Source organism: Enterobacter cloacae complex sp. P40C2 (assembly GCF_014930695.1).
Classification (GTDB): Bacteria; Pseudomonadota; Gammaproteobacteria; order Enterobacterales; family Enterobacteriaceae; genus Enterobacter; species Enterobacter pasteurii.
Map to the genome: position 1 here is coordinate 46,012 of NZ_JADBRP010000013.1, position 18,502 is coordinate 64,513.

Sequence of the window (18,502 nt, forward strand, 5' to 3'; positions counted from 1 at the left end):
AAAATCATGTCGCTTAAAGCCATTGCTAAAGAACTGGGGCTGTCCGTCACCACCGTCAGCCGCGCCCTCAACGGGTATGATGACGTTTCTGCTGAGACGCGCGCCCGCGTGGAGGCGGAGGCCCAGCGCCGTGGCTACCGGCCTAATACCTTTGCCCGTCGCCTGAAGATGGGCAAAATTGACGCCGTCGGGCTCGTTTTCCCGGTCCATCCCGTTCCGCTCAATAACAGCGTATTTATGGACATGGTCGGCGAAATTAGCCACGAACTGGCGCGACATGAGATCGACCTGCTGCTCATCGCCGATGACGATCTGGCGGACAAGCACAGCTATATGCGCATGGTGCAAAGCCGGCGCGTGGACGCGCTGATTGTGGCGCACACGCTGGATCACGATCCGCGCCTGGAGCAGCTGCAGGCCGCCGGGTTTCCGTTCCTGGCGCTCGGGCGCAGCCAGCTGCCGCAGCCGTACGCGTGGTTCGATTTCGATAACTATGCCGGCACCTATCAGGCCACCCGCTGGCTGATTGAAAAAGGCCATCAGCGCATTGCCCTGCTGGGCGAAAGCAACAATCAGGCATTTATTACCCAGCGTCGTCAGGGCTATCTCGACGCGCTGCGGGAAGCGGGGCTTTCAAGCGAATGGCTGCGCGCCATGCCGCCTTCGCGCCGCGTGGGGTACGCCACCACGAAAGAACTTCTCTCTCTGCCGCAGCCGCCCACGGCCATCATCACCGACTGCAATACCCACGGCGACGGCGCGGCAATGGCGCTGGCGCAGATGGGACGCCTGTCTGGTGAAAACGCCGTCTCTCTGGTGGTCTACGACGGCTTACCGCAGGACAGTATCGTCGATATCGACGTGGCGGCGGTGATCCAGTCAACCCGTCAGGGCGTCGGGAAACAGATTGCCGGTATGGTGCGCCAGCTGATTAACGGCGACGACATCAGCACGCTTCAGGTGCTCTGGCAGCCTGAATTCTCTCCGGGCCAGACGGCCTAATCTACGCAAAATTCCAAACTCGATCACAGATCCGAAACGTTTTGGTTTGTATCCGAAACGTTTCGGATCAACACTCAGGACATCCCGATGACAGGAGATGTCTGATGCAAGATTCCGTATTTCGACTCGTAAGCAACGCGGTGGACGTGGTAATAAAAACGCGCCCGTTCGCCGAAATTCTCTACTGGGGGCCGCACCTTCAGCACTTTTCGCCGCAGTATGCCGCTACGCTCGCGCGCCCGGTGGCCAACGGCAGGCTTGATGTGGATTCACCGGTTACGCTGATGGCCGAGCTGGGGCACGGCCTGTTTGGTTCCCCCGGCATTGAGGGGCACCGGCAGGGGCTGGACGGTTCCCCGGTTTTCAGCACCACGGACGTGCAGCAGCAGGGGCAAACCCTGACGATAACGGCAGAAGATGAACACGCGGGCCTGCGCCTGACCAGCGAGCTGGCGCTGGACGCCAGCGGCGTGCTGGTCGTGCGCCACGGCCTAACCAACCTGAAATCGCAGGCGTGGCAGGTGGATCGTTTCGCCGTTACGCTGCCGGTGGCCGAGCGCGCGCGCGAGGTAATGGCCTTCCACGGACGCTGGATCAGAGAATTTCAGCCGCACCGCGTCATGCTTGAGCACGACAGCTTTGTCATCGAAAACCGTCGAGGTAAAACCTCCCACGAACACTTCCCGGCGCTGATTTCGGGCACGCCGTCGTTCAGCGAAATGCACGGCGACGTCTGGGGCGTGCACCTGGGATGGAGCGGTAACCACCGCCTGCGCGCGGAGGCAAAAACCGATGGCCGCCGTTATATGCAGGCCGAAGCGCTCTACCTGCCGGGTGAAATGGCGATTGACGAGGGCGAAACGATCTGGACGCCGCGCCTGTATGCCAGCTACTCCGCGCACGGGCTGAACGGCATGAGCCAGCAGTTCCACCGCTACCTGCGCGACAACATCATCCGCTTCCCGGAAAACAAACCGCGTCCGGTACACCTCAACACCTGGGAGGGGATCTACTTCAGCCACGATCCGGAGTACATCATGCGCATGGCCGACGAGGCCGCGGCGCTCGGCGTGGAGCGCTTTATCATCGACGACGGCTGGTTCAAAGGCCGCAACGACGACCATGCCGCGCTGGGCGACTGGTATCTGGACGAGAAAAAATACCCGAACGGCCTGACGCCGGTGATTAACCACGTTAAACGGCTCGGCATGGAGTTTGGCATCTGGGTTGAGCCGGAGATGATTAACCCGGATTCTGATTTATACCGCGCGCATCCTGACTGGGTTCTGGCGCTGCCGGGATACGCGCAGGCGACCGGACGACACCAGCTGGTGCTTAACCTGAACATTCCGGAAGCCTTTGATTACCTGGTGGAGCGAATGAGCTGGCTGCTGGGCGAACATGCGGTCGACTACGTGAAGTGGGACATGAACCGCGAGCTGGTGCAGCCTGGGCACAACGGCAAAGCCGCCGCAGACGCCCAGACGCGCCAGTTTTATCGCCTGCTGGACGTGCTGGGCGAGCGCTTCCCGCACGTTGAGTTTGAATCCTGCTCGTCCGGCGGCGGACGTATTGACTATGAGGTGCTGGCCCGCAGCCACCGCTTCTGGGCATCCGACAATAACGACGCGCTGGAGCGCAGCACCATTCAGCGCGGCATGAGCTACTTTTTCCCGCCGGAGGTGATGGGCGCGCATATCGGTCATCATAAATGTCACGCCACCTTCCGCCAGCACAGCATTGCCTTTCGCGGGCTGACGGCGCTGTTTGGCCATATGGGGCTGGAGCTGGATCCGCTCACCGTGGACGCGCAGGAGCGCGAAGGCTATCGCCATTACGCCGCGCTGCACAAGCAGTGGCGCGAGGTGATCCACCGCGGCACCCAGTGGCGGGTGGATATGCCGGACGCGACCACGCTGGCGCAGGGTATAGTGAGCGACGACAGGAAGCACGGGCTGTTTATGGTCAGCCAGCTCGCGATGCCGGATTACACCCTGATGATGCCGCTGCGCATGCCGGGGCTGGACGCCAGCGCGCAGTACCGCATCACGTTGCTGGATCACCCGAATATTCAGATTACGGGAGAGGGCGGGCACACCATGCGCAAGCTCCCGGCATGGATGAACGCGCCGCAAACGGCAAGCGGTGAGTGGCTGATGCAGGCGGGTATTGCGCTGCCGATTCTGGATCCGGAGACCGCCATTCTGATTGGCGTGGAACGCGTGTAAGGGTGACGGGCCGGGGAGCCGGCCCTCCGTTGAGGATAAAAATAATGAACACAACAACCTGTACCCACAAAGACAACCCTAACTTCTGGATTTTTGGGCTGTTCTTCTTTCTCTACTTCTTCATCATGGCCACCTGCTTTCCGTTTCTGCCTATCTGGCTGTCGGACATCATCGGCCTGAATAAAACCCATACCGGCATCGTTTTCTCCTGCATTTCGCTCTCGGCTATCGCCTTCCAGCCGGTGCTGGGGGTGATTTCGGACAAGCTGGGGCTGAAAAAGCACCTGCTGTGGATTATCTCTGTATTGCTGTTTCTCTTCGCACCGTTCTTTCTGTACGTCTTTGCGCCATTGCTGAAAACCAATATCTGGCTGGGCGCGCTGAGCGGCGGGCTGTATATCGGCTTTGTCTTTTCGGCGGGGTCGGGAGCGATTGAGGCCTACATCGAGCGCGTGAGCCGCAACAGCTTTTTTGAATACGGCAAGGCGCGCATGTTTGGCTGCCTCGGCTGGGGGCTGTGCGCCTCAACCGGCGGTATTCTGTTCGGCATCGATCCGTCGTACGTTTTCTGGATGGGATCGGGGGCGGCGCTGCTGCTGATGCTGCTGCTGGTGGTCGCGAAGCCGAAGCCCAACCAGACGGCGCAGGTGATGAACGCCCTGGGCGCGAACCAGCCGCAGATCACCGCCAGAACCGTGTTCAGCCTGTTCCGCCAGCGCAGAATGTGGATGTTTATTCTGTACGTGATCGGCGTGGCCTGCGTGTATGACGTTTTCGACCAGCAGTTTGCCACCTTCTTCAAAACCTTCTTCGCCACGCCGCAGGAGGGCACCCGCGCCTTTGGTTTTGCGACGACGGCGGGAGAAATTTGCAACGCCATCATCATGTTCTGCTCGCCGTGGATCATTAACCGCATCGGCGCGAAAAACACGCTGCTGATCGCCGGGGTGATTATGGCGACGCGCATCATCGGCTCGTCTTTCGCCACCACCGCCGTGGAAGTGATTGCCCTCAAGATGCTGCACGCGCTGGAGGTCCCGTTCCTGCTGGTGGGGGCGTTCAAGTATATTACCGGCGTGTTTGATACGCGTCTGTCGGCCACTATCTACCTGATTGGCTTCCAGTTTGCCAAGCAGTCGGCCGCGATCTTCCTCTCCGCCTTTGCCGGGAATATGTATGACCGGATCGGCTTCCAGGAGACGTATCTGATGCTGGGCTGCTTCGTGCTGGCGGTTACGGTGGTGTCGGCGTTTACGCTGAGCAGCAGGCAGGAGATTGCCGCTGCCGCGGGCGCGGCAGCGTTAACCGGTCAGTCCAGGTAAAACACCTCTTTCAGCCCGGCACTCACCGGGCTGTTGTCGGGGTTCGACGGCATCACATCGCGCATGTGTTTCCACCAGCGCTGGCAGACGTCGGTATTCGCTACCGCGTTCCAGCGCTCCTCCGATTCAATCTCCACGGTGGCAAACAGCAGGCTGCGTTCACCGTCGAGATAAATGGCGTAGCGGTGCGCGCCGTGGTCCTTCAGCACCGCTTCCAGCTCGGACCAGATCGGATTGTGGCGGCGCGCGTACTCCTCGTGCGCGTCCGGGTTAACCTGCATGACAAAGGCTTTGCGGATCATAATGCCTCCAGGTAGAGCTCGCGAACCTCGTCGCGGCTGGCGGTGCGCGGATTGCATGGCGCGCACGGGTCAGCGAGGGCTTTATCCAGCCAGCCTTCGATATCGGCTTTGCTGACGCCAAGCTGGCTGAAGCCGGACGGAATGCCGACGCGGGCGCTCAGGTCGCGAATCGCCTGAATCGCTGACGTGCTGGCCGCCTCGTCGCTCATACCCTGCGTGTCGACACCCATCGCCTGGGCCACGCGGGCAAAGCGGGCTACGGCGTTCGGGCGGTTAAAGTTTTCGACGATCGGCAGCAGGATGGCGTTGCACACGCCGTGCGGCAGGTTGTGCGTCGCGCCCGGCTGGTGCGCGAGGGCGTGCACGAGGCCAAGGCCAGCGCTGTTAAACGCCATGCCCGCCAGGTATTGCCCAAACGCCATCTGCTCGCGCGCTTCCAGGTTATGGCCGTTGTTGACCGCTTCCGGCAGCCAGCGGTTAATTAGGCGAATTGCTTCCAGCGCGTTGGCGTCGGTCAGCGGGTGCGCGCCAACGGAGACGTAGGCCTCAACGGCGTGGGTTAACGCGTCCATGCCGGTGGCGGCGGTCACGGAGGCGGGAATATCGAGCATCACGCTGGCGTCATCCACGGCGATGTCCGGGATGATGTTCGGGTCGATGATCACCTCCTTCACCTGGCGCGCGGAGTCAATAATTACCGCGTTGCTGGTCATCTCCGCCGCCGTGCCCGCGGTGGTGTTGATCGCCACCAGCGGCACGCCCGGGTTTTTCACCTTGCCGACGCCGGAGTAGTCGGTGGACGGGCCGGGGTTAGCGGTGAGGATCTTAATGGCTTTGGCGGTATCAATCGGGCTGCCGCCGCCGAAGGCAATTACATAATCACACTCCGCGTCCCGGTACGCTGTGAATCCTTTCTGCACCAGCGCTTCCGTCGGGTTCGGGAACACCTCGTCGAACAGGTGATACGACATCTCATGGGCGTCCAGCGCGGTAAACAGGCTGTCGAGCAGGCCCAGCTTCACCAGCTGGCCGTCGGTGACAATCAGCGCTTTTCCCCACCGCTTGTTTGCCACCAGCCTGACCATGTCGCCGATTGCGCCCGCGCCGTGCAGGCTGATTTTTGGAAGTGCCAACATAAAGCTCATGATAATTCTCCTTAACTATCGCCAGTACCGTCCGGCCAGCGAGGGGTTACGCGTATAATTCCAGCGCTGACCGTAGCGGGCTCACGCCGAAGCGCTTGCCGAGCGCGATAAGCTCTTCGCGGGTAATGGTTTGCTTCATACCGCCCATGGAATAGACCTTCACCAGCACCTCCGCCGATTTTTCAGCGGTGTCGATCAGGCCAAAGGTTTCATCCAGCGTCGGGCCGCTGCCGAAGACGCCGTGGAACGGCCACAGCACCAGCGAATGTTTTTGCATATCTCTGGCGGTCGCCTGGCCGATCTCGTCGGTACCCGGCACCATCCACGGCAGAATGCCGACGCCGTCCGGGAAGACCACCAGACACTCGGTGCTGCCTTCCCACAGCTTGCGGGTGATGAAGTCCGAGCTGTTTTCCAGCACGTAGGTCAGGGCGATCAGGTTGGTGGCGTGGCAGTGCATGATCGCGCGGTCCTTGCCGTTGGTCGCCTTAATGCGCTCGCAGTGGGAGAGGAAGTGTGCCGGCAGCTCGGACGTTGGCACCGCGTCGTCCGTCAGCCCCCACAGAATGTGGTAGCCCGCGCCGTCGCTGTCCACCTTCACCACGCCGAGGTTGGCCTGCGGGTCGAGCTGGACGTTGCGGAAGAATTTGCCGGAACCGGTGACGATAAACGGCGTATTGGCGAGCAGCGGCATGGGCTGGCTCAGGGCGATATAGCGCGGCTTCTGATGAAAATCGGCGGCGAACGGCTCGATATCCGCGTCGTCCAGGCGCAGCGTGAGGTTGCCGCCGTTACGCTCGTCCCAGCCCTTCAGCCAGGCGTCGGAGGTGGCTTTGATCATGCCCTGGACGAACCAGGAGGTAGTGATGGTCTGCATAGTTTTCTTTTCCAGTTATCGCGGTGAGGTTGAACCCCTCACCCTAACCCTCTCCCCAAAGGGGAGAGGGGATGGTTTGCTCCCTCTCCCCTTTGGGGAGAGGGCAGGGGTGAGGGGGCAGTTACCCGCGCTGACTCAATACGTCTTTTTCATACGCCCGCACGTTTTCCAGCCACTGGCTGCCTGCCGGGGCGTCGTGACGCTGGCAGTACATTTCCCACACCGCCTGCCACGGCAGGGATTTTTGCTCTTCCAGCAGCGCCAGGCGCGCGGTGTAGTCGCCGTTTGCTTCCAGCTGTTTCAGCGCGGCGACTGGCTCCAGCAGAGCGCGCAGCAGCGCTTTCTTCATGTTGCGGGTGCCGATCACCCACGCCGCGATGCGGTTGATGGAGGCGTCGAAGAAGTCGAGGCCAATGTGCACGCGGTCAAACAGGTCATGGCGGATGATTTCGCTGGCAATCGCCTGGGTTTCGTCATCCAGCAGCACCACGTGGTCGCTGTCCCAGCGCACCGGGCGGCTGACGTGCAGCAGCAGGCGCGGCACGAAGAGCATGGCGGCGGAGATTTTGTCGGAGATCACTTCTGTTGGGTGGAAGTGGCCGGCGTCCAGGCACAGGGCGGTCTGGCGGCTGGTGGCGTAACCCATGTAGAACTCGTTCGAGCCGACGGTGTAGCTCTCTGCGCCAATGCCGAACAGCTTGCTCTCCACCGCGTCGATGTGGTGCGCCGGGTTTAGCTTTTCGCTGATGGCTTCATCCAGCGCGGCCAGCAGGCGCTGACGCGGGGCCAGACGGTCGACGGTGATGTCCTTCATGCCGTCCGGGATCCAGATGTTCATCACCGACGGCGTGCCGAGCTGCTCGCCAAAATACGCCGAGACGCGGCGGCTGGCCTTGACGTGGTCGATCCAGAACTGACGGATGTCGTCGTTGGCGTGGGCGAGGGTAAAGCCGTCCGCGCTCAGCGGGTGCGAGAAGCAGGAGGGGTTAAAGTCCAGGCCCAGCTTGTTGGCTTTCGCCCACTCCACCCAGTTTTTAAAGTGTTCCGGTTTGATCTCGTTACGCGCCACCGGCTCGTCGGACTCCAGATAAATCGCGTGCAGGTTCAGGCGTTTTGGCCCCGGGATCAGGCTCAGCGCCAGCTCCAGATCCGCACGCAGCTCGCTCGCGCTGCGCGCTTTGCCCGGGTAGTTACCCGTCGCCTGAATGCCACCCGTCAGAGAACCGCCCGGGTTCTCGAAGCCGGCCACGTCATCGCCCTGCCAGCAGTGCATGGAGACCGGCAGACGGTCGAGCTGGCGCAGCGCCGCTTCGACATCCACGCCGACGGCGGCGAAACGCTGTTTAGCCAGGTCCCAGGCTTGTTCAAGTTGAGTGGTCATGCGCAAAGCTCCTTAGTCAGTCGTTTTTGCTGAAACTGCGCCCGGTAGCGGGCAATTTCATGGCAGGGATTAGGGGTGAAGGTGGTCAGACGGGTGTTCGCGGCGACTACCGAGCGGAAATCGTCGACGTCTGAAAGTTCGTCCAGGGTCATCAGCTGAATGCCGATATTGCCGAGCGTCGAGGCCTCCACCGGACCCGCCACCACGGTGATGCCGCAGGCGTCAGCGCAGAGCTGGTTCAGCAGCTGGTTCTGACAGCCGCCGCCCACGATGTGCAGCTGACTGAACGGTTTACCGCGAAGGCTCGCCAGCTCGCTCAGGATGTCGGCATAGAGCAGGGCCAGGCTGTCAAAAATACAGCGCGCCAGCTCGGCAGGGCGCGAAGGCACCGGCTGCCCGGCTTCAAAACAGGCGGCCTGGATTTCGGCGCTCATATGCACCGGGTTGATAAAGCGGTCGTCGTTCGGGTTGATCAGGAACGTGCAGGCCTTCAGCTTTTCGGTTTCTGCGATAAGCGCAGGCAGGTCGGCAATGTGCTGCTCTTTCAGCACCCGCTGGAGCAGCCACAGGCCCATGATGTTCTTCAGCACGCGGTAGCGCCCTTCGGCACCGCCTTCGTTAGTGATGTTCGCCGCCAGAGCGGCGTCGCTGGTGTACGGCGTTTTGCTCTCAAAGCCCATCAGCGACCAGGTGCCGGAAGAGAGGTAGGCCGCGTCTTTATCGGCCAGCGGCGATGCGATCACCGCGCTGGCGGTATCGTGGCTGGCGACGCCGACAACCGGGATGGCGTTCCCCTGCGGGCAAATCCACTGCCCGATCACGTTACCCGGATGGGTCGGCGTGCCGAACCAGGAAGGCGAAGCGCCGGTCCAGGCAAGCAGGGTTTCATCCCAGCTATCGGTGTTGATGTTGACCAGCTGCGTGGTGGTGGCGTTGGTGTATTCCCAGTTCATGTTGCCGGTCAGCCGGTAGCTTAAGTAGTCCGGGATCAGCAGCGCGTGCGCCACCTTTTCGGCCAGCTCGGGCTGCTGCTCAACCAGCGCGCGCAGCTGATACAGCGTGTTAAACGGCAGAAACTGAATGCCGCTGCGGCCGTAGATGCTGTCCTTGCCAAGCTGCGCGATGGCGTGCGCCATCAGCCCGTCGGTGCGGCCGTCGCGATACGAGACGGGCAGGCCGACGCGTTCGCCGTGGCCATCGAGCAGAACGTAGTCCACGCCCCAGGTATCAATCCCGATGCTGTCGATGCGAATGCCGTCGTTGCAGACGTTGTTCAGTCCGATGCGGATCTCCGCTTCCAGGGCATCAATATCCCAGGTATCAAAGCCGTCCCGTTTTTGCAGGCAGTTGGCGAAGCGGTGCATTTCGCGAAGCGTAAGAGCGCGCTGGCCGCAGTCCCAGGTGGCGAGCATTACGCGGCCGCTGGATGCGCCTAAATCGACAGCCACACAATGGCGAAAAGTCATGGTCAGGTCCCTTCTAAAGTCATTAGCGCTGAGTGTAAAAAAGGGAGGAAAAGGCCACCTTCTCGTCACTGACAGCCCAAAACTCGCGCTGGCAAGAAAGCAAAGATGAACGTGAGGGAGTTCACAGTTTCCAGGAATGGCGGGGTTTTCAGGCAGTGTGACGCTGACCGCATTTCCCGATCTTTCCGCCTGTTTCTTGAAAAATCGGCAGCTTTTGCGCGGTTTGCTGTCAAAAATTTAAGGTGAGCGCGAAAGGCCTTAATTACTATTTTGAGAACTTTTCTCATTGGTGGAGGCCGTAATGACCGTACTGCACAGCGTCGATTTTTTTCCTTCGGGAGCTTCTCCGGTCGCGATTGAGCCACGGCTTCCTCAGGCTGCCTTTCCAGAACATCACCATGATTTTCATGAGATTGTGATTGTGGAGCACGGGACGGGCATTCATGTCTTCAACGGCCAGCCGTATACCATCAGCGGCGGCACGGTGTGCTTCGTGCGCGACCACGACAGGCACCTGTATGAACATACCGACAACCTGTGCCTGACCAATGTGCTCTATCGTTCGCCGGATGCGTTCCAGTTTATTTCGGGGCTGAACCAGCTGTTGCCCCAGGAGCAGGACGGACACTATCCGTCGCACTGGCGGGTAAATCAGTCCACGTTGCAGCAGGTGCGCCAGCTGGTGAGCCAGATGGAGCAGGGCGAAGACGGGCAGGAGACGCACGCTATCGTCACCCGCGAGCTGCTGTTCATGCAGCTGCTGGTGCTGCTGCGCCGCGGCAGCCTGGTGGAAGGCCTGGAAAATAACGACGGCCGGCTGAACCAGCTGATGGCCTGGCTGGAGGACCATTTTGCCGAGGACGTGTGCTGGGAGACGCTGGCGGAGGATTATTCGCTGTCGCTGCGCACGCTGCATCGTCAGCTTAAGCAGCGCACGGGGCTGACGCCGCAGCGCTACCTTAACCGCCTGCGCCTGATCAAGGCGCGCCATCTTTTACGCCACACCGACGAAAGCGTCACGGATATCGCCTATCGCTGCGGTTTCGGCGACAGCAATCACTTTTCGACCCTGTTTCGCCGGGAATTCAGCTGGTCGCCGCGCGATATCCGGCAGGGGAAAGACGCGTTGCTTCAGTAACGCGAGGGCAGTCACCGTTTTCAGACCGCAAAAAGGCTAATAATGTCCGGTTATTCACCGTAGAGGTTGTGGTGTGGCCGCTCAGTTAATTCTTCGCAAAGATGATTTTTTCGCCTCCGCGAGTCAGGCCGTCGCGGTGGCGGACCGCTACCCGCAAAACGTCTTTGCCGGGCACACCCACGAGTTCTGCGAGCTAGTGCTGGTGTGGCGCGGCAACGGTTTACACATCCTCAACGACCGGCCCTACCGTATCACGCGCGGGGATCTGTTCTACATCCGCGCCGAAGACAAACACGCCTACGCCTCGGTTAACGATCTGGTGTTGCAGAACGTCATCTACTGCCCGGACAGACTCCGGCTGAATATCGACTGGGCGGCCAGCATCCCCCGTTTTCTTGATGCCGGCGGCGAACCGCACTGGCGCTTAAGCAGTAGCGGCATGGCTCAGGTGCGCCAGACGATCTCCCAGCTGGAGCAGGAGAGCCAGAAAAGCGATCCGGTGGCTAACCAGATGGCGGAACTGCTTTTCGCCCAGCTGGTTATAACCCTCAGGCGCCATCGTTACGCCACCGATAACCCCTCCGCTACCGCGCAGGAAGCGCTGCTGGACAAGCTGATCGCCCGGCTCGCGGGCAGCCTGAACAAAAGCTTCGTGCTGGAAAAGTTTTGCGAGCAGGAGCAGTGCAGCGAGCGCGCGCTGCGCCAGCAGTTCCGCACCCAGACGGGGATGACGGTGAACCACTACCTGCGCCAGCTGCGCATCTGCCACGCCCAGTACCTGCTGCAGCATACGGAGCTGATGGTCAGCGAGGTGGCGATGCGCTGCGGCTTTGAGGACAGTAACTACTTTTCGGTGGTGTTTAACCGCGAGGTGGGGATGACGCCGGTTCAGTGGCGTCATCACAGTCGAAAGGCGGCCTGATCAGCTCGCCATGCCGAGGCCGACAATGTTGGCGGCAATGATAATCACCACGCAGCCCAGGCTCAGCACGCCCACCGGACGACGTCCGGCGTTATTCCACTCCTTCAGCACCAGCCCAACCAGCCCGCCGCACAGGACGTAGAAGCTCATGTGCAGCATCCAGCTTATGTAGTCGTACTGCGGCGGAATGCTGGCGTGGCCCCAGGCGTAGAAAAAGAACTGCAGATACCACATCAGGCCGCCAAGGGCGGAGAGCAGCACGTTGGTGATGATTAAGGATTTTGCCAGCGAGAAGTCGGCTTTTACCGACAGATTTTTCACCTTTGCCAGACGAATAAAGCAGAAGCCGAGGTTTACCAGCGCGCCGCCGCCCATGATCACCACGTAGCTTGGCAGGGCCACGTACAGCGGGTCGACGCCCAGCGCGGCGGCCGCTTCGTGCATAGGCTTCGCCGCGTTCATGGCGAACGACATGCCCGCCGAGAAGATGCCGCACATCACCGCCAGCAGCAGCCCTTTCTTCAGGTTAAAGTCTTCGGCCTTGATGCCCATCCTGCGCTCTTTCAGCTGGCCCGCACGGGTGACGATACCCACGCCGATCACCGCTACCAGCACGCCCAGCAGGGTCATCCGCCCGCCCTGGGTGTTGATCAGCACGTCGAAATCGCCGTTGAGGATCGGCGTCATCAGCGTGCCGACGATCAGCGTAATGCCAATCGCGATGCCAATCCCCATCGACATGCCGAGGTAGCGCATGGTCAGGCCGTAATTGATATTACCGATGCCCCACATCGCGCCGAACAGAAACACCGGCAGCAGGGTGGAGGCACTGAAGGAGGAGAAGTAGCCCCAGAAATCCGGAAGCAGCATGGCGCTGATGGTCCAGGGCAAAATCAGCCATGATACCGTACCGCCAACGGACCACATGGTTTCCCATGACCAGCCCTTAATCTTTTTAAACGGGGCATAGAAACAGGCTGCACTGGCCGCGCCTATCAAATGCCAGAAGATACCCATCGTAATCGCATGATTCATTTTTACATCCTCATCGTTTTTATAGTCGGTGGCTTCCCGCCGACCTGATGAGTGTAAAAATTAGGCGGTTCAGTAACCTTGAGAAGGTTGCCGCACTTTTGTTCAGGGTGGCAATTATCACGTTAAGCAGGTGAGCAGACTCACAATTTTGTGATTTATCGAAACGCGAATAACCTTATAAAAACTACGGCATTGATAATCATTTTCAATATCATTTAATTAACTATAATGAACCAACTGCTTACGCGGCATTAACAGCTGTGCCGCCCGACACTAATGGAGAGGATTATGAGTTATACACTGCCATCCCTGCCGTATGCCTACGACGCACTGGAACCGCATTTCGACAAGCAGACGATGGAAATCCATCACACTAAACACCACCAGACCTACGTGAACAACGCGAATGCTGCGCTGGAAAGCCTGCCAGAGTTCGCAAACCTGCCTGTTGAAGAGCTGATTACCAAACTGGACCAGCTGCCGGCAGACAAAAAAACCGTGCTGCGTAACAACGCTGGCGGTCACGCTAACCACAGCCTGTTCTGGAAAGGCCTGAAAACCGGCACCACCCTTCAGGGCGACCTGAAAGCGGCTATCGAGCGCGACTTCGGCTCCGTTGATAACTTCAAAGCGGAATTCGAAAAAGCGGCTGCAACCCGTTTCGGCTCTGGCTGGGCGTGGCTGGTGCTGAAAGGCGACAAGCTGGCGGTTGTTTCTACCGCAAACCAGGACTCCCCGCTGATGGGTGAAGCTATTTCTGGCGCATCCGGTTTCCCAATCCTGGGTCTGGACGTGTGGGAGCACGCTTACTATCTGAAGTTCCAGAACCGTCGCCCTGACTACATCAAAGCGTTCTGGGATGTAGTGAACTGGGACGAAGCAGCAGCGCGTTTCGCCGCTAAAAAATAAGGTTGCATTGACGCCTGCGAGAAGCGAGTCTGATGACTCGCTTTTTTTGTATCTGAAGGAGTAGAGATGCATTACCCGGTGAATGTGTTTACAGGCAAGGTAAGGGAGTACGACGGCAGCCGCCCGAGCGCCATCGCCAAGGTGCAGGTCGACGGCGAGCTGACGCTGACCGAGCTCGGCCTGGCGGGTGACCAGCAGGCTGAAAAGAAGATCCACGGCGGGCCCGAGCGCGCGCTGTGCCACTATCCGCGCGAGCACTATCAGCACTGGAAAACCGAATTTCCTGAGCAGGCGGACCTGTTCGTCGCGCCGGCGTTTGGTGAAAATCTGTCGACCGAAGGGCTGACGGAGAAGAACGTCTTTATCGGCGATATTTACCGCTGGGGCGATGCCCTGATTCAGGTGACGCAGCCACGCTCGCCGTGCTTCAAGCTTAACTACCATTTCGGCATTCAGGACATGTCGGCCCGGCTGCAAAACGCGGGTAAAACCGGCTGGCTGTACCGCGTGGTGCAGGCGGGAGAGGTTTCTGCGGATGCGCCGCTGGCGCTCGCCTCGCGCCTGAGCGATGTCTCCGTGCATGAGGCCTGCGCCATTGCATGGCATATGCCGTTCGATGACGAGCAGTATCATCGGCTGCTGTCGGCGGCGGGGCTGTCGACAAGCTGGACCAGAACGATGCAGAAGCGGCGGATAAGCGGGAAGATCGAGAGCAGTTCGCGGAGATTGTGGGGGAAATAATGCCCCTCACCCTAACCCTCTCCCCACAGGGGAGAGGGGACTAAAAACACCCTCTCCCCTGTGGGGAGAGGGCCGGGGTGAGGGGAAAACTACGAACGCTTATACAGCGGCAGCCACAGCGTTAACCGCAACCCGCCCAGCGGGCTGTCATCGGCCTTCACCCAGCCGCGGTGCTGCTGCATGGCGGTTTCGACAATCGCCAGTCCCAGCCCCGTACCGCCAGATTCACGGTCGCGCGCTTCGTCGGTACGATAGAACGGACGGAAAATTTGCTCGCGATCTTCCGGGCTGACGCCTGGACCGTCGTCGTCCACGATGATGGTGATCCCGTCTTTATCCACCGAAAACGCCACTTCAATCTTCGTATGGGAATAGCGCAGGGCGTTACGCACGATATTCTCCAGCGCGCTTTCCAGCGTGTTGGGGTTACCGTACAGCGGCCACGGGCCCGGCGGGAAATTGACGGTGAAGGATTTGCCCATCTGCTCCGCTTCGAACGCCGCGTTGTCCAGCACCTCGTGCCACAGCTGATTGGCTTTCACCGTTTCGCTCACCAGCGCGTTTTTCTGCTGATTGCGCGACATCACCAGCAGATCGTTGATCATGCTGTCCAGGCGCTGGGCTTCCGTCTCAATACGCTCCAGCTCTTTGCTCTCGCCGCTGCGGCGACGCAGCAGGGCGGTACCCAGCTGCAGGCGCGTGAGCGGCGTACGCAGTTCATGCGAGATGTCCGACAGCAGGCGTTGCTGTGCGGTCATCATGCGGTCAAGAGCGCTTACCATCTGGTTGAAGCTGGTTCCCGCGGCCAGAAACTCCTGCGGCCCGGATTCCAGCTCCGGATGCTGCCTCAGGTTGCCCTGTGCCACTTCGTCCGCCGCGTTTTTCAGCTTACGCGCCGGTTTCGCCAGGCTCCATGCCAGCCATAACAGCAGCGGAGAGCTGACCAGCATCGTGACAATCAACAGCAGAAGCGGACGGTCAAACAGCAGGTTGATGAAGTCGGACTGGGAATTGCTCGCTGGGCGAATCAGATAGAGCTGGTAGTTGTCTTCCCCATCCCGTACCGAGAAAGGGCCAACCATCTCTACCCGACCATATTTCTTTTTCTGTGGGTGATCGGCGTTATCCGCCTGGCCAATAAAGTTGCGGATAATCTGCATCTCATTGCGATCGGCCCCAATGACGCGGCCTTCGCTGGTCACCAGCAAAAGGCGTTGTCCGGGGGGCGCCCACTTGTCGATAGCGCGAAACAGCCTGCGCCACCACATTAAATCGTTCGGCGGATCGTTTGCCAGCTCCGCTTCCACGTGCTGCTCGATCATCACGCCCTGACGTTGCTCGCTGTCCAGCAGCTCCGTCATCTGGCGTGAGTCGAGTTTTGGCAACATCAAAACGAGCATTAAAACCAGTGCCAGCGTCAGCCAGAAGATGGCGAAGATGCGGGCGGTTAAGCTGCCTATCATGAAGCGGAAACCATCAGATAACCGCGACCACGCAGGGTTTTAAACCACGGATGACCGTCTTTACGCTCCGGCAGCTTACGGCGCAGGTTCGAGATATGCATATCGATAGCGCGATCGAACGGCGTGAGGCGTTTACCCAGCACTTCCTGGCTTAAATGCTCACGCGACACGACCTGGCCGAGATGCTGCGCCAGCAGATACAGCAGGGTGAACTCGGTGCCGGTCAGCTCAAGAACTTCACCGTCGAAGCTCGCTTCCTGACGGCCCGGATTCAGGCTCAGGGAGTCAACTTCCAGCGTTGGTGAGCTGTTGTCGGTATTCTGCTGCTGCTCGCTCCAGTGGGAACGGCGCAGGATGGCGCGAATACGGGCTACCAGTTCACGATCGTTGAACGGCTTAGGTAAATAGTCATCCGCACCCAGCTCAAGGCCGAGTACACGGTCAAGCTCGCTGCCGCGCGCGGTCAGCATGATAACGGGGGTCTGGTGTGTCTGGCGAAGCTCTTTCAGCGTATCAATACCGTTTTTCTTCGGCATCATTACGTCGAGCAAAAGTAGATCGATGCTGTCGTCAAGGAGACTCAGCGCCTGTTCCCCATCATGGGCAACCAGGACGTTGAAACCTTCCATGTCGAGCAACTCCTTTAAAAGGGATGTGAGCTCTCGGTCATCATCAACTAACAGGATTTTATTCATTGTTTAAATACCTCCGAGGCAGAAATTACGACATCAAGGCTATCTAATCCATGACTTTACGTTGTTTTACACCCCCTGACGCATGTTTGCAGCCTGAATCGTAGACTGTCTCTCGTTGAATCGCGACACGAAAGATTTTGGGAGCAAGTGATGCGCAAAGTTACCGCTGCCGTCATGGCCTCAACGCTGGCGTTCAGTGCGTTTAGCCAGGCTGCTGTAGCTATCAACAGCGATAACGGTTCCTCACTGGAGGGCGCAACGCAGCACAGCAGCCAAAGCCATATGTTTGACGGCATAAGTTTAACCGAACATCAGCGTCAACAGATGCGAGATCTGATGCAGAGGGCACGACACGATCAGCCCCCTGTTAATGTTAGCGAAATGGAGACAATGCATCGCCTTGTCACCGCAGAAAATTTTGACGAAAGCGCTGTACGCGCTCAGGCAGAAAAAATGGCGCAGGAACAGGTTGCCCGCCAGGTAGAAATGGCGAAGGTCCGCAACCAGATGTTCCACCTGTTAACGCCCGAGCAGCAGGCGGTTTTGAATACCAAACATCAGCAGCGTATGAACCAGCTGCGTGAGGTTGCACGGATGCAGCGAAGCTCAGATATGACGCTTTTCAGTAGCAATAGCAGTACCCGTAGTAACCAGTAAACCCTGTTTTCCTTGCCATAGACACCATCCCTGTCTTCCCCCACATGATGTGGGGGTTTTTTTTGCCCGTCGTTCAGGTTTGTTAACGCTTTATTCATCCTTTCACTCCACCACCATCCGTTATACTAGCGCCATGGCATGACAGGAGTGTTTATGAATCAATCCTATGGACGGCTGGTAAGCCGGGCCGCAATAGCCGCGACGGTAATGGCGTCGTGTTTGCTGATCATTAAAATTTTCGCGTGGTGGTACACCGGGTCGGTCAGTATTCTGGCGGCGTTAGTGGACTCTCTGGTGGATATCGCCGCCTCGCTGACCAACCTGCTGGTGGTGCGCTACTCGCTGCAACCGGCGGATGAAGAGCATACGTTCGGCCACGGCAAAGCGGAATCGCTGGCCGCGCTGGCGCAAAGCATGTTTATTTCCGGCTCGGCGCTGTTCCTGTTTTTAACCGGCATTCAGCACCTTATTTCGCCTTCTCCGATGAACGATCCGGGCGTTGGCGTGGTCGTAACGGTAGTTGCACTTATAAGCACACTTGTTCTTGTAACGTTCCAGCGCTGGGTGGTAAGAAAAACACAAAGCCAGGCGGTACGGGCAGATATGCTTCATTATCAGTCTGATGTTATGATGAATGGGGCTATTCTTATTGCGCTTGGTCTGGCCTGGTATGGCTGGCACCGGGCCGACGCGTTGTTTGCGTTAGGGATAGGGATCTATATTTTGTACAGCGCGTTGCGCATGGGGTATGACGCGGTACAGTCGCTTCTGGACCGTGCGCTACCCGACGCAGAACGTGATGAAATTTATACCATCGTGACCTCCTGGCCTGGCGTCAGTGGTGCCCACGATCTTCGTACGCGGCAGTCAGGGCCGACCCGCTTTATTCAGATTCATTTGGAAATGGAAGACAACCTGCCGCTGGTTCAGGCGCATATGATAGCTGAACAGGTGGAGCAGGCGATTTTGCAGCGTTTCCCTGGGTCAGACGTCATTATTCACCAGGATCCGTGCTCGGTCGTTCCCAGGGCATTTGAGCTTTCGTAATTCGTTGTAAAAAAGTGAGCCAGACCAGCATTTTGTGGATAAATTACCACCATATGGCCTGACCTGAATCAATTCAGCTGGAAGGGATTGATATACTATTTGCAGTATTCGACGGTTGAGCAGTTTCTTCCGGCAGCAGATTTCAATTTTGCATTCCTAAGTTCAGAGGTAG

The 18,502-nt window shown here is 59.0% G+C and carries 17 protein-coding genes; 9 read left to right on the forward strand and 8 right to left on the reverse strand.

Translation table 11 applies throughout. The features are described from left to right. Positions 1-6: 6 nt before the first annotated feature. The 3 genes from IM304_RS19185 (at position 7) to IM304_RS19195 (ending at position 4,552) form a co-directional block, all read left to right on the forward strand. On the forward strand, positions 7-1,002 hold the full coding sequence (locus IM304_RS19185; protein ID WP_193355914.1) for a LacI family DNA-binding transcriptional regulator: 996 nt from the start codon (positions 7-9) through the stop codon (positions 1,000-1,002). A gap of 104 nt (positions 1,003-1,106) precedes the next feature. Next, positions 1,107-3,230 (forward strand): alpha-galactosidase, encoded by a 2,124-nt coding sequence (locus IM304_RS19190; RefSeq protein ID WP_193355913.1) that lies wholly within the window; start codon positions 1,107-1,109, stop codon positions 3,228-3,230. Between the two features lie 44 nt (positions 3,231-3,274). Continuing rightward, the gene (locus tag IM304_RS19195; protein WP_176609175.1) at positions 3,275-4,552 is read left to right on the forward strand and encodes an MFS transporter; all 1,278 of its coding nucleotides are present in this window, start codon (positions 3,275-3,277) and stop codon (positions 4,550-4,552) included. Here the strand turns inward: IM304_RS19195 and rhaM are convergent. From rhaM to rhaB, 5 genes are all read right to left on the reverse strand, one after another. Then, complete coding sequence (gene rhaM, locus IM304_RS19200) at positions 4,540-4,854, reverse strand: L-rhamnose mutarotase (protein ID WP_193355912.1); 315 nt, start codon at positions 4,852-4,854, stop codon at positions 4,540-4,542. The genes IM304_RS19195 and rhaM overlap by 13 nt on opposite strands. Continuing rightward, positions 4,851-5,999 carry a lactaldehyde reductase gene (gene fucO, locus IM304_RS19205; protein WP_193355911.1) on the reverse strand — a complete coding sequence of 383 codons (1,149 nt, stop codon included), beginning with the start codon at positions 5,997-5,999 and terminating at the stop codon, positions 4,851-4,853. Before fucO ends, rhaM begins: the two co-directional genes overlap by 4 nt. A gap of 46 nt (positions 6,000-6,045) precedes the next feature. Then, on the reverse strand, positions 6,046-6,876 hold the full coding sequence (gene rhaD / locus IM304_RS19210; protein WP_176609178.1) for a rhamnulose-1-phosphate aldolase: 831 nt from the start codon (positions 6,874-6,876) through the stop codon (positions 6,046-6,048). Positions 6,877-6,997: 121 nt separating this feature from the next. Further along, positions 6,998-8,257: an L-rhamnose isomerase gene (gene rhaA, locus IM304_RS19215; RefSeq protein WP_193355910.1), complete on the reverse strand. Its 1,260-nt coding sequence runs from the start codon at positions 8,255-8,257 to the stop codon at positions 6,998-7,000. Beyond that, a complete protein-coding gene (gene rhaB, locus IM304_RS19220) occupies positions 8,254-9,723 on the reverse strand; it encodes a rhamnulokinase (protein ID WP_193355909.1) in 1,470 nt (489 codons plus the stop codon). Before rhaB ends, rhaA begins: the two co-directional genes overlap by 4 nt. A 301-nt stretch (positions 9,724-10,024) precedes the next feature. Between rhaB and rhaS the strand changes: the two genes are divergently transcribed. Next, positions 10,025-10,861 (forward strand): HTH-type transcriptional activator RhaS, encoded by an 837-nt coding sequence (gene rhaS / locus IM304_RS19225; RefSeq protein ID WP_193355908.1) that lies wholly within the window; start codon positions 10,025-10,027, stop codon positions 10,859-10,861. Between the two features lie 73 nt (positions 10,862-10,934). After that, positions 10,935-11,783: an HTH-type transcriptional activator RhaR gene (rhaR, locus tag IM304_RS19230; RefSeq protein ID WP_193355907.1), complete on the forward strand. Its 849-nt coding sequence runs from the start codon at positions 10,935-10,937 to the stop codon at positions 11,781-11,783. Here the strand turns inward: rhaR and rhaT are convergent, their stop codons facing one another. Next, on the reverse strand, positions 11,784-12,818 hold the full coding sequence (gene rhaT, locus IM304_RS19235; protein ID WP_148422508.1) for an L-rhamnose/proton symporter RhaT: 1,035 nt from the start codon (positions 12,816-12,818) through the stop codon (positions 11,784-11,786). Positions 12,819-13,106: 288 nt separating this feature from the next. Here rhaT and sodA point away from each other — a divergent pair, with 288 nt between their 5' ends. Both sodA and yiiM read left to right on the forward strand, forming a co-directional pair. Next, positions 13,107-13,727: a superoxide dismutase [Mn] gene (gene sodA / locus IM304_RS19240; RefSeq protein WP_003861999.1), complete on the forward strand. Its 621-nt coding sequence runs from the start codon at positions 13,107-13,109 to the stop codon at positions 13,725-13,727. A gap of 66 nt (positions 13,728-13,793) precedes the next feature. Continuing rightward, positions 13,794-14,468 carry a 6-hydroxyaminopurine reductase gene (gene yiiM, locus IM304_RS19245; protein WP_193355906.1) on the forward strand — a complete coding sequence of 225 codons (675 nt, stop codon included), beginning with the start codon at positions 13,794-13,796 and terminating at the stop codon, positions 14,466-14,468. Positions 14,469-14,557: 89 nt separating this feature from the next. Here the strand turns inward: yiiM and cpxA are convergent, their stop codons facing one another. Continuing rightward, positions 14,558-15,931: an envelope stress sensor histidine kinase CpxA gene (gene cpxA / locus IM304_RS19250; protein WP_148422766.1), complete on the reverse strand. Its 1,374-nt coding sequence runs from the start codon at positions 15,929-15,931 to the stop codon at positions 14,558-14,560. Then, on the reverse strand, positions 15,928-16,626 hold the full coding sequence (cpxR, locus tag IM304_RS19255; protein WP_148422767.1) for an envelope stress response regulator transcription factor CpxR: 699 nt from the start codon (positions 16,624-16,626) through the stop codon (positions 15,928-15,930). Before cpxR ends, cpxA begins: the two co-directional genes overlap by 4 nt. Positions 16,627-16,776: 150 nt before the next feature. Here cpxR and cpxP point away from each other — a divergent pair, with 150 nt between their 5' ends. Beyond that, positions 16,777-17,283, forward strand: a complete 507-nt coding sequence (gene cpxP, locus IM304_RS19260) for a cell-envelope stress modulator CpxP (RefSeq protein ID WP_148422768.1) — start codon at positions 16,777-16,779, stop codon at positions 17,281-17,283. Between the two features lie 153 nt (positions 17,284-17,436). Beyond that, the gene (fieF, locus tag IM304_RS19265; protein WP_148422769.1) at positions 17,437-18,330 is read left to right on the forward strand and encodes a CDF family cation-efflux transporter FieF; all 894 of its coding nucleotides are present in this window, start codon (positions 17,437-17,439) and stop codon (positions 18,328-18,330) included. Positions 18,331-18,502 lie beyond the last annotated feature (172 nt).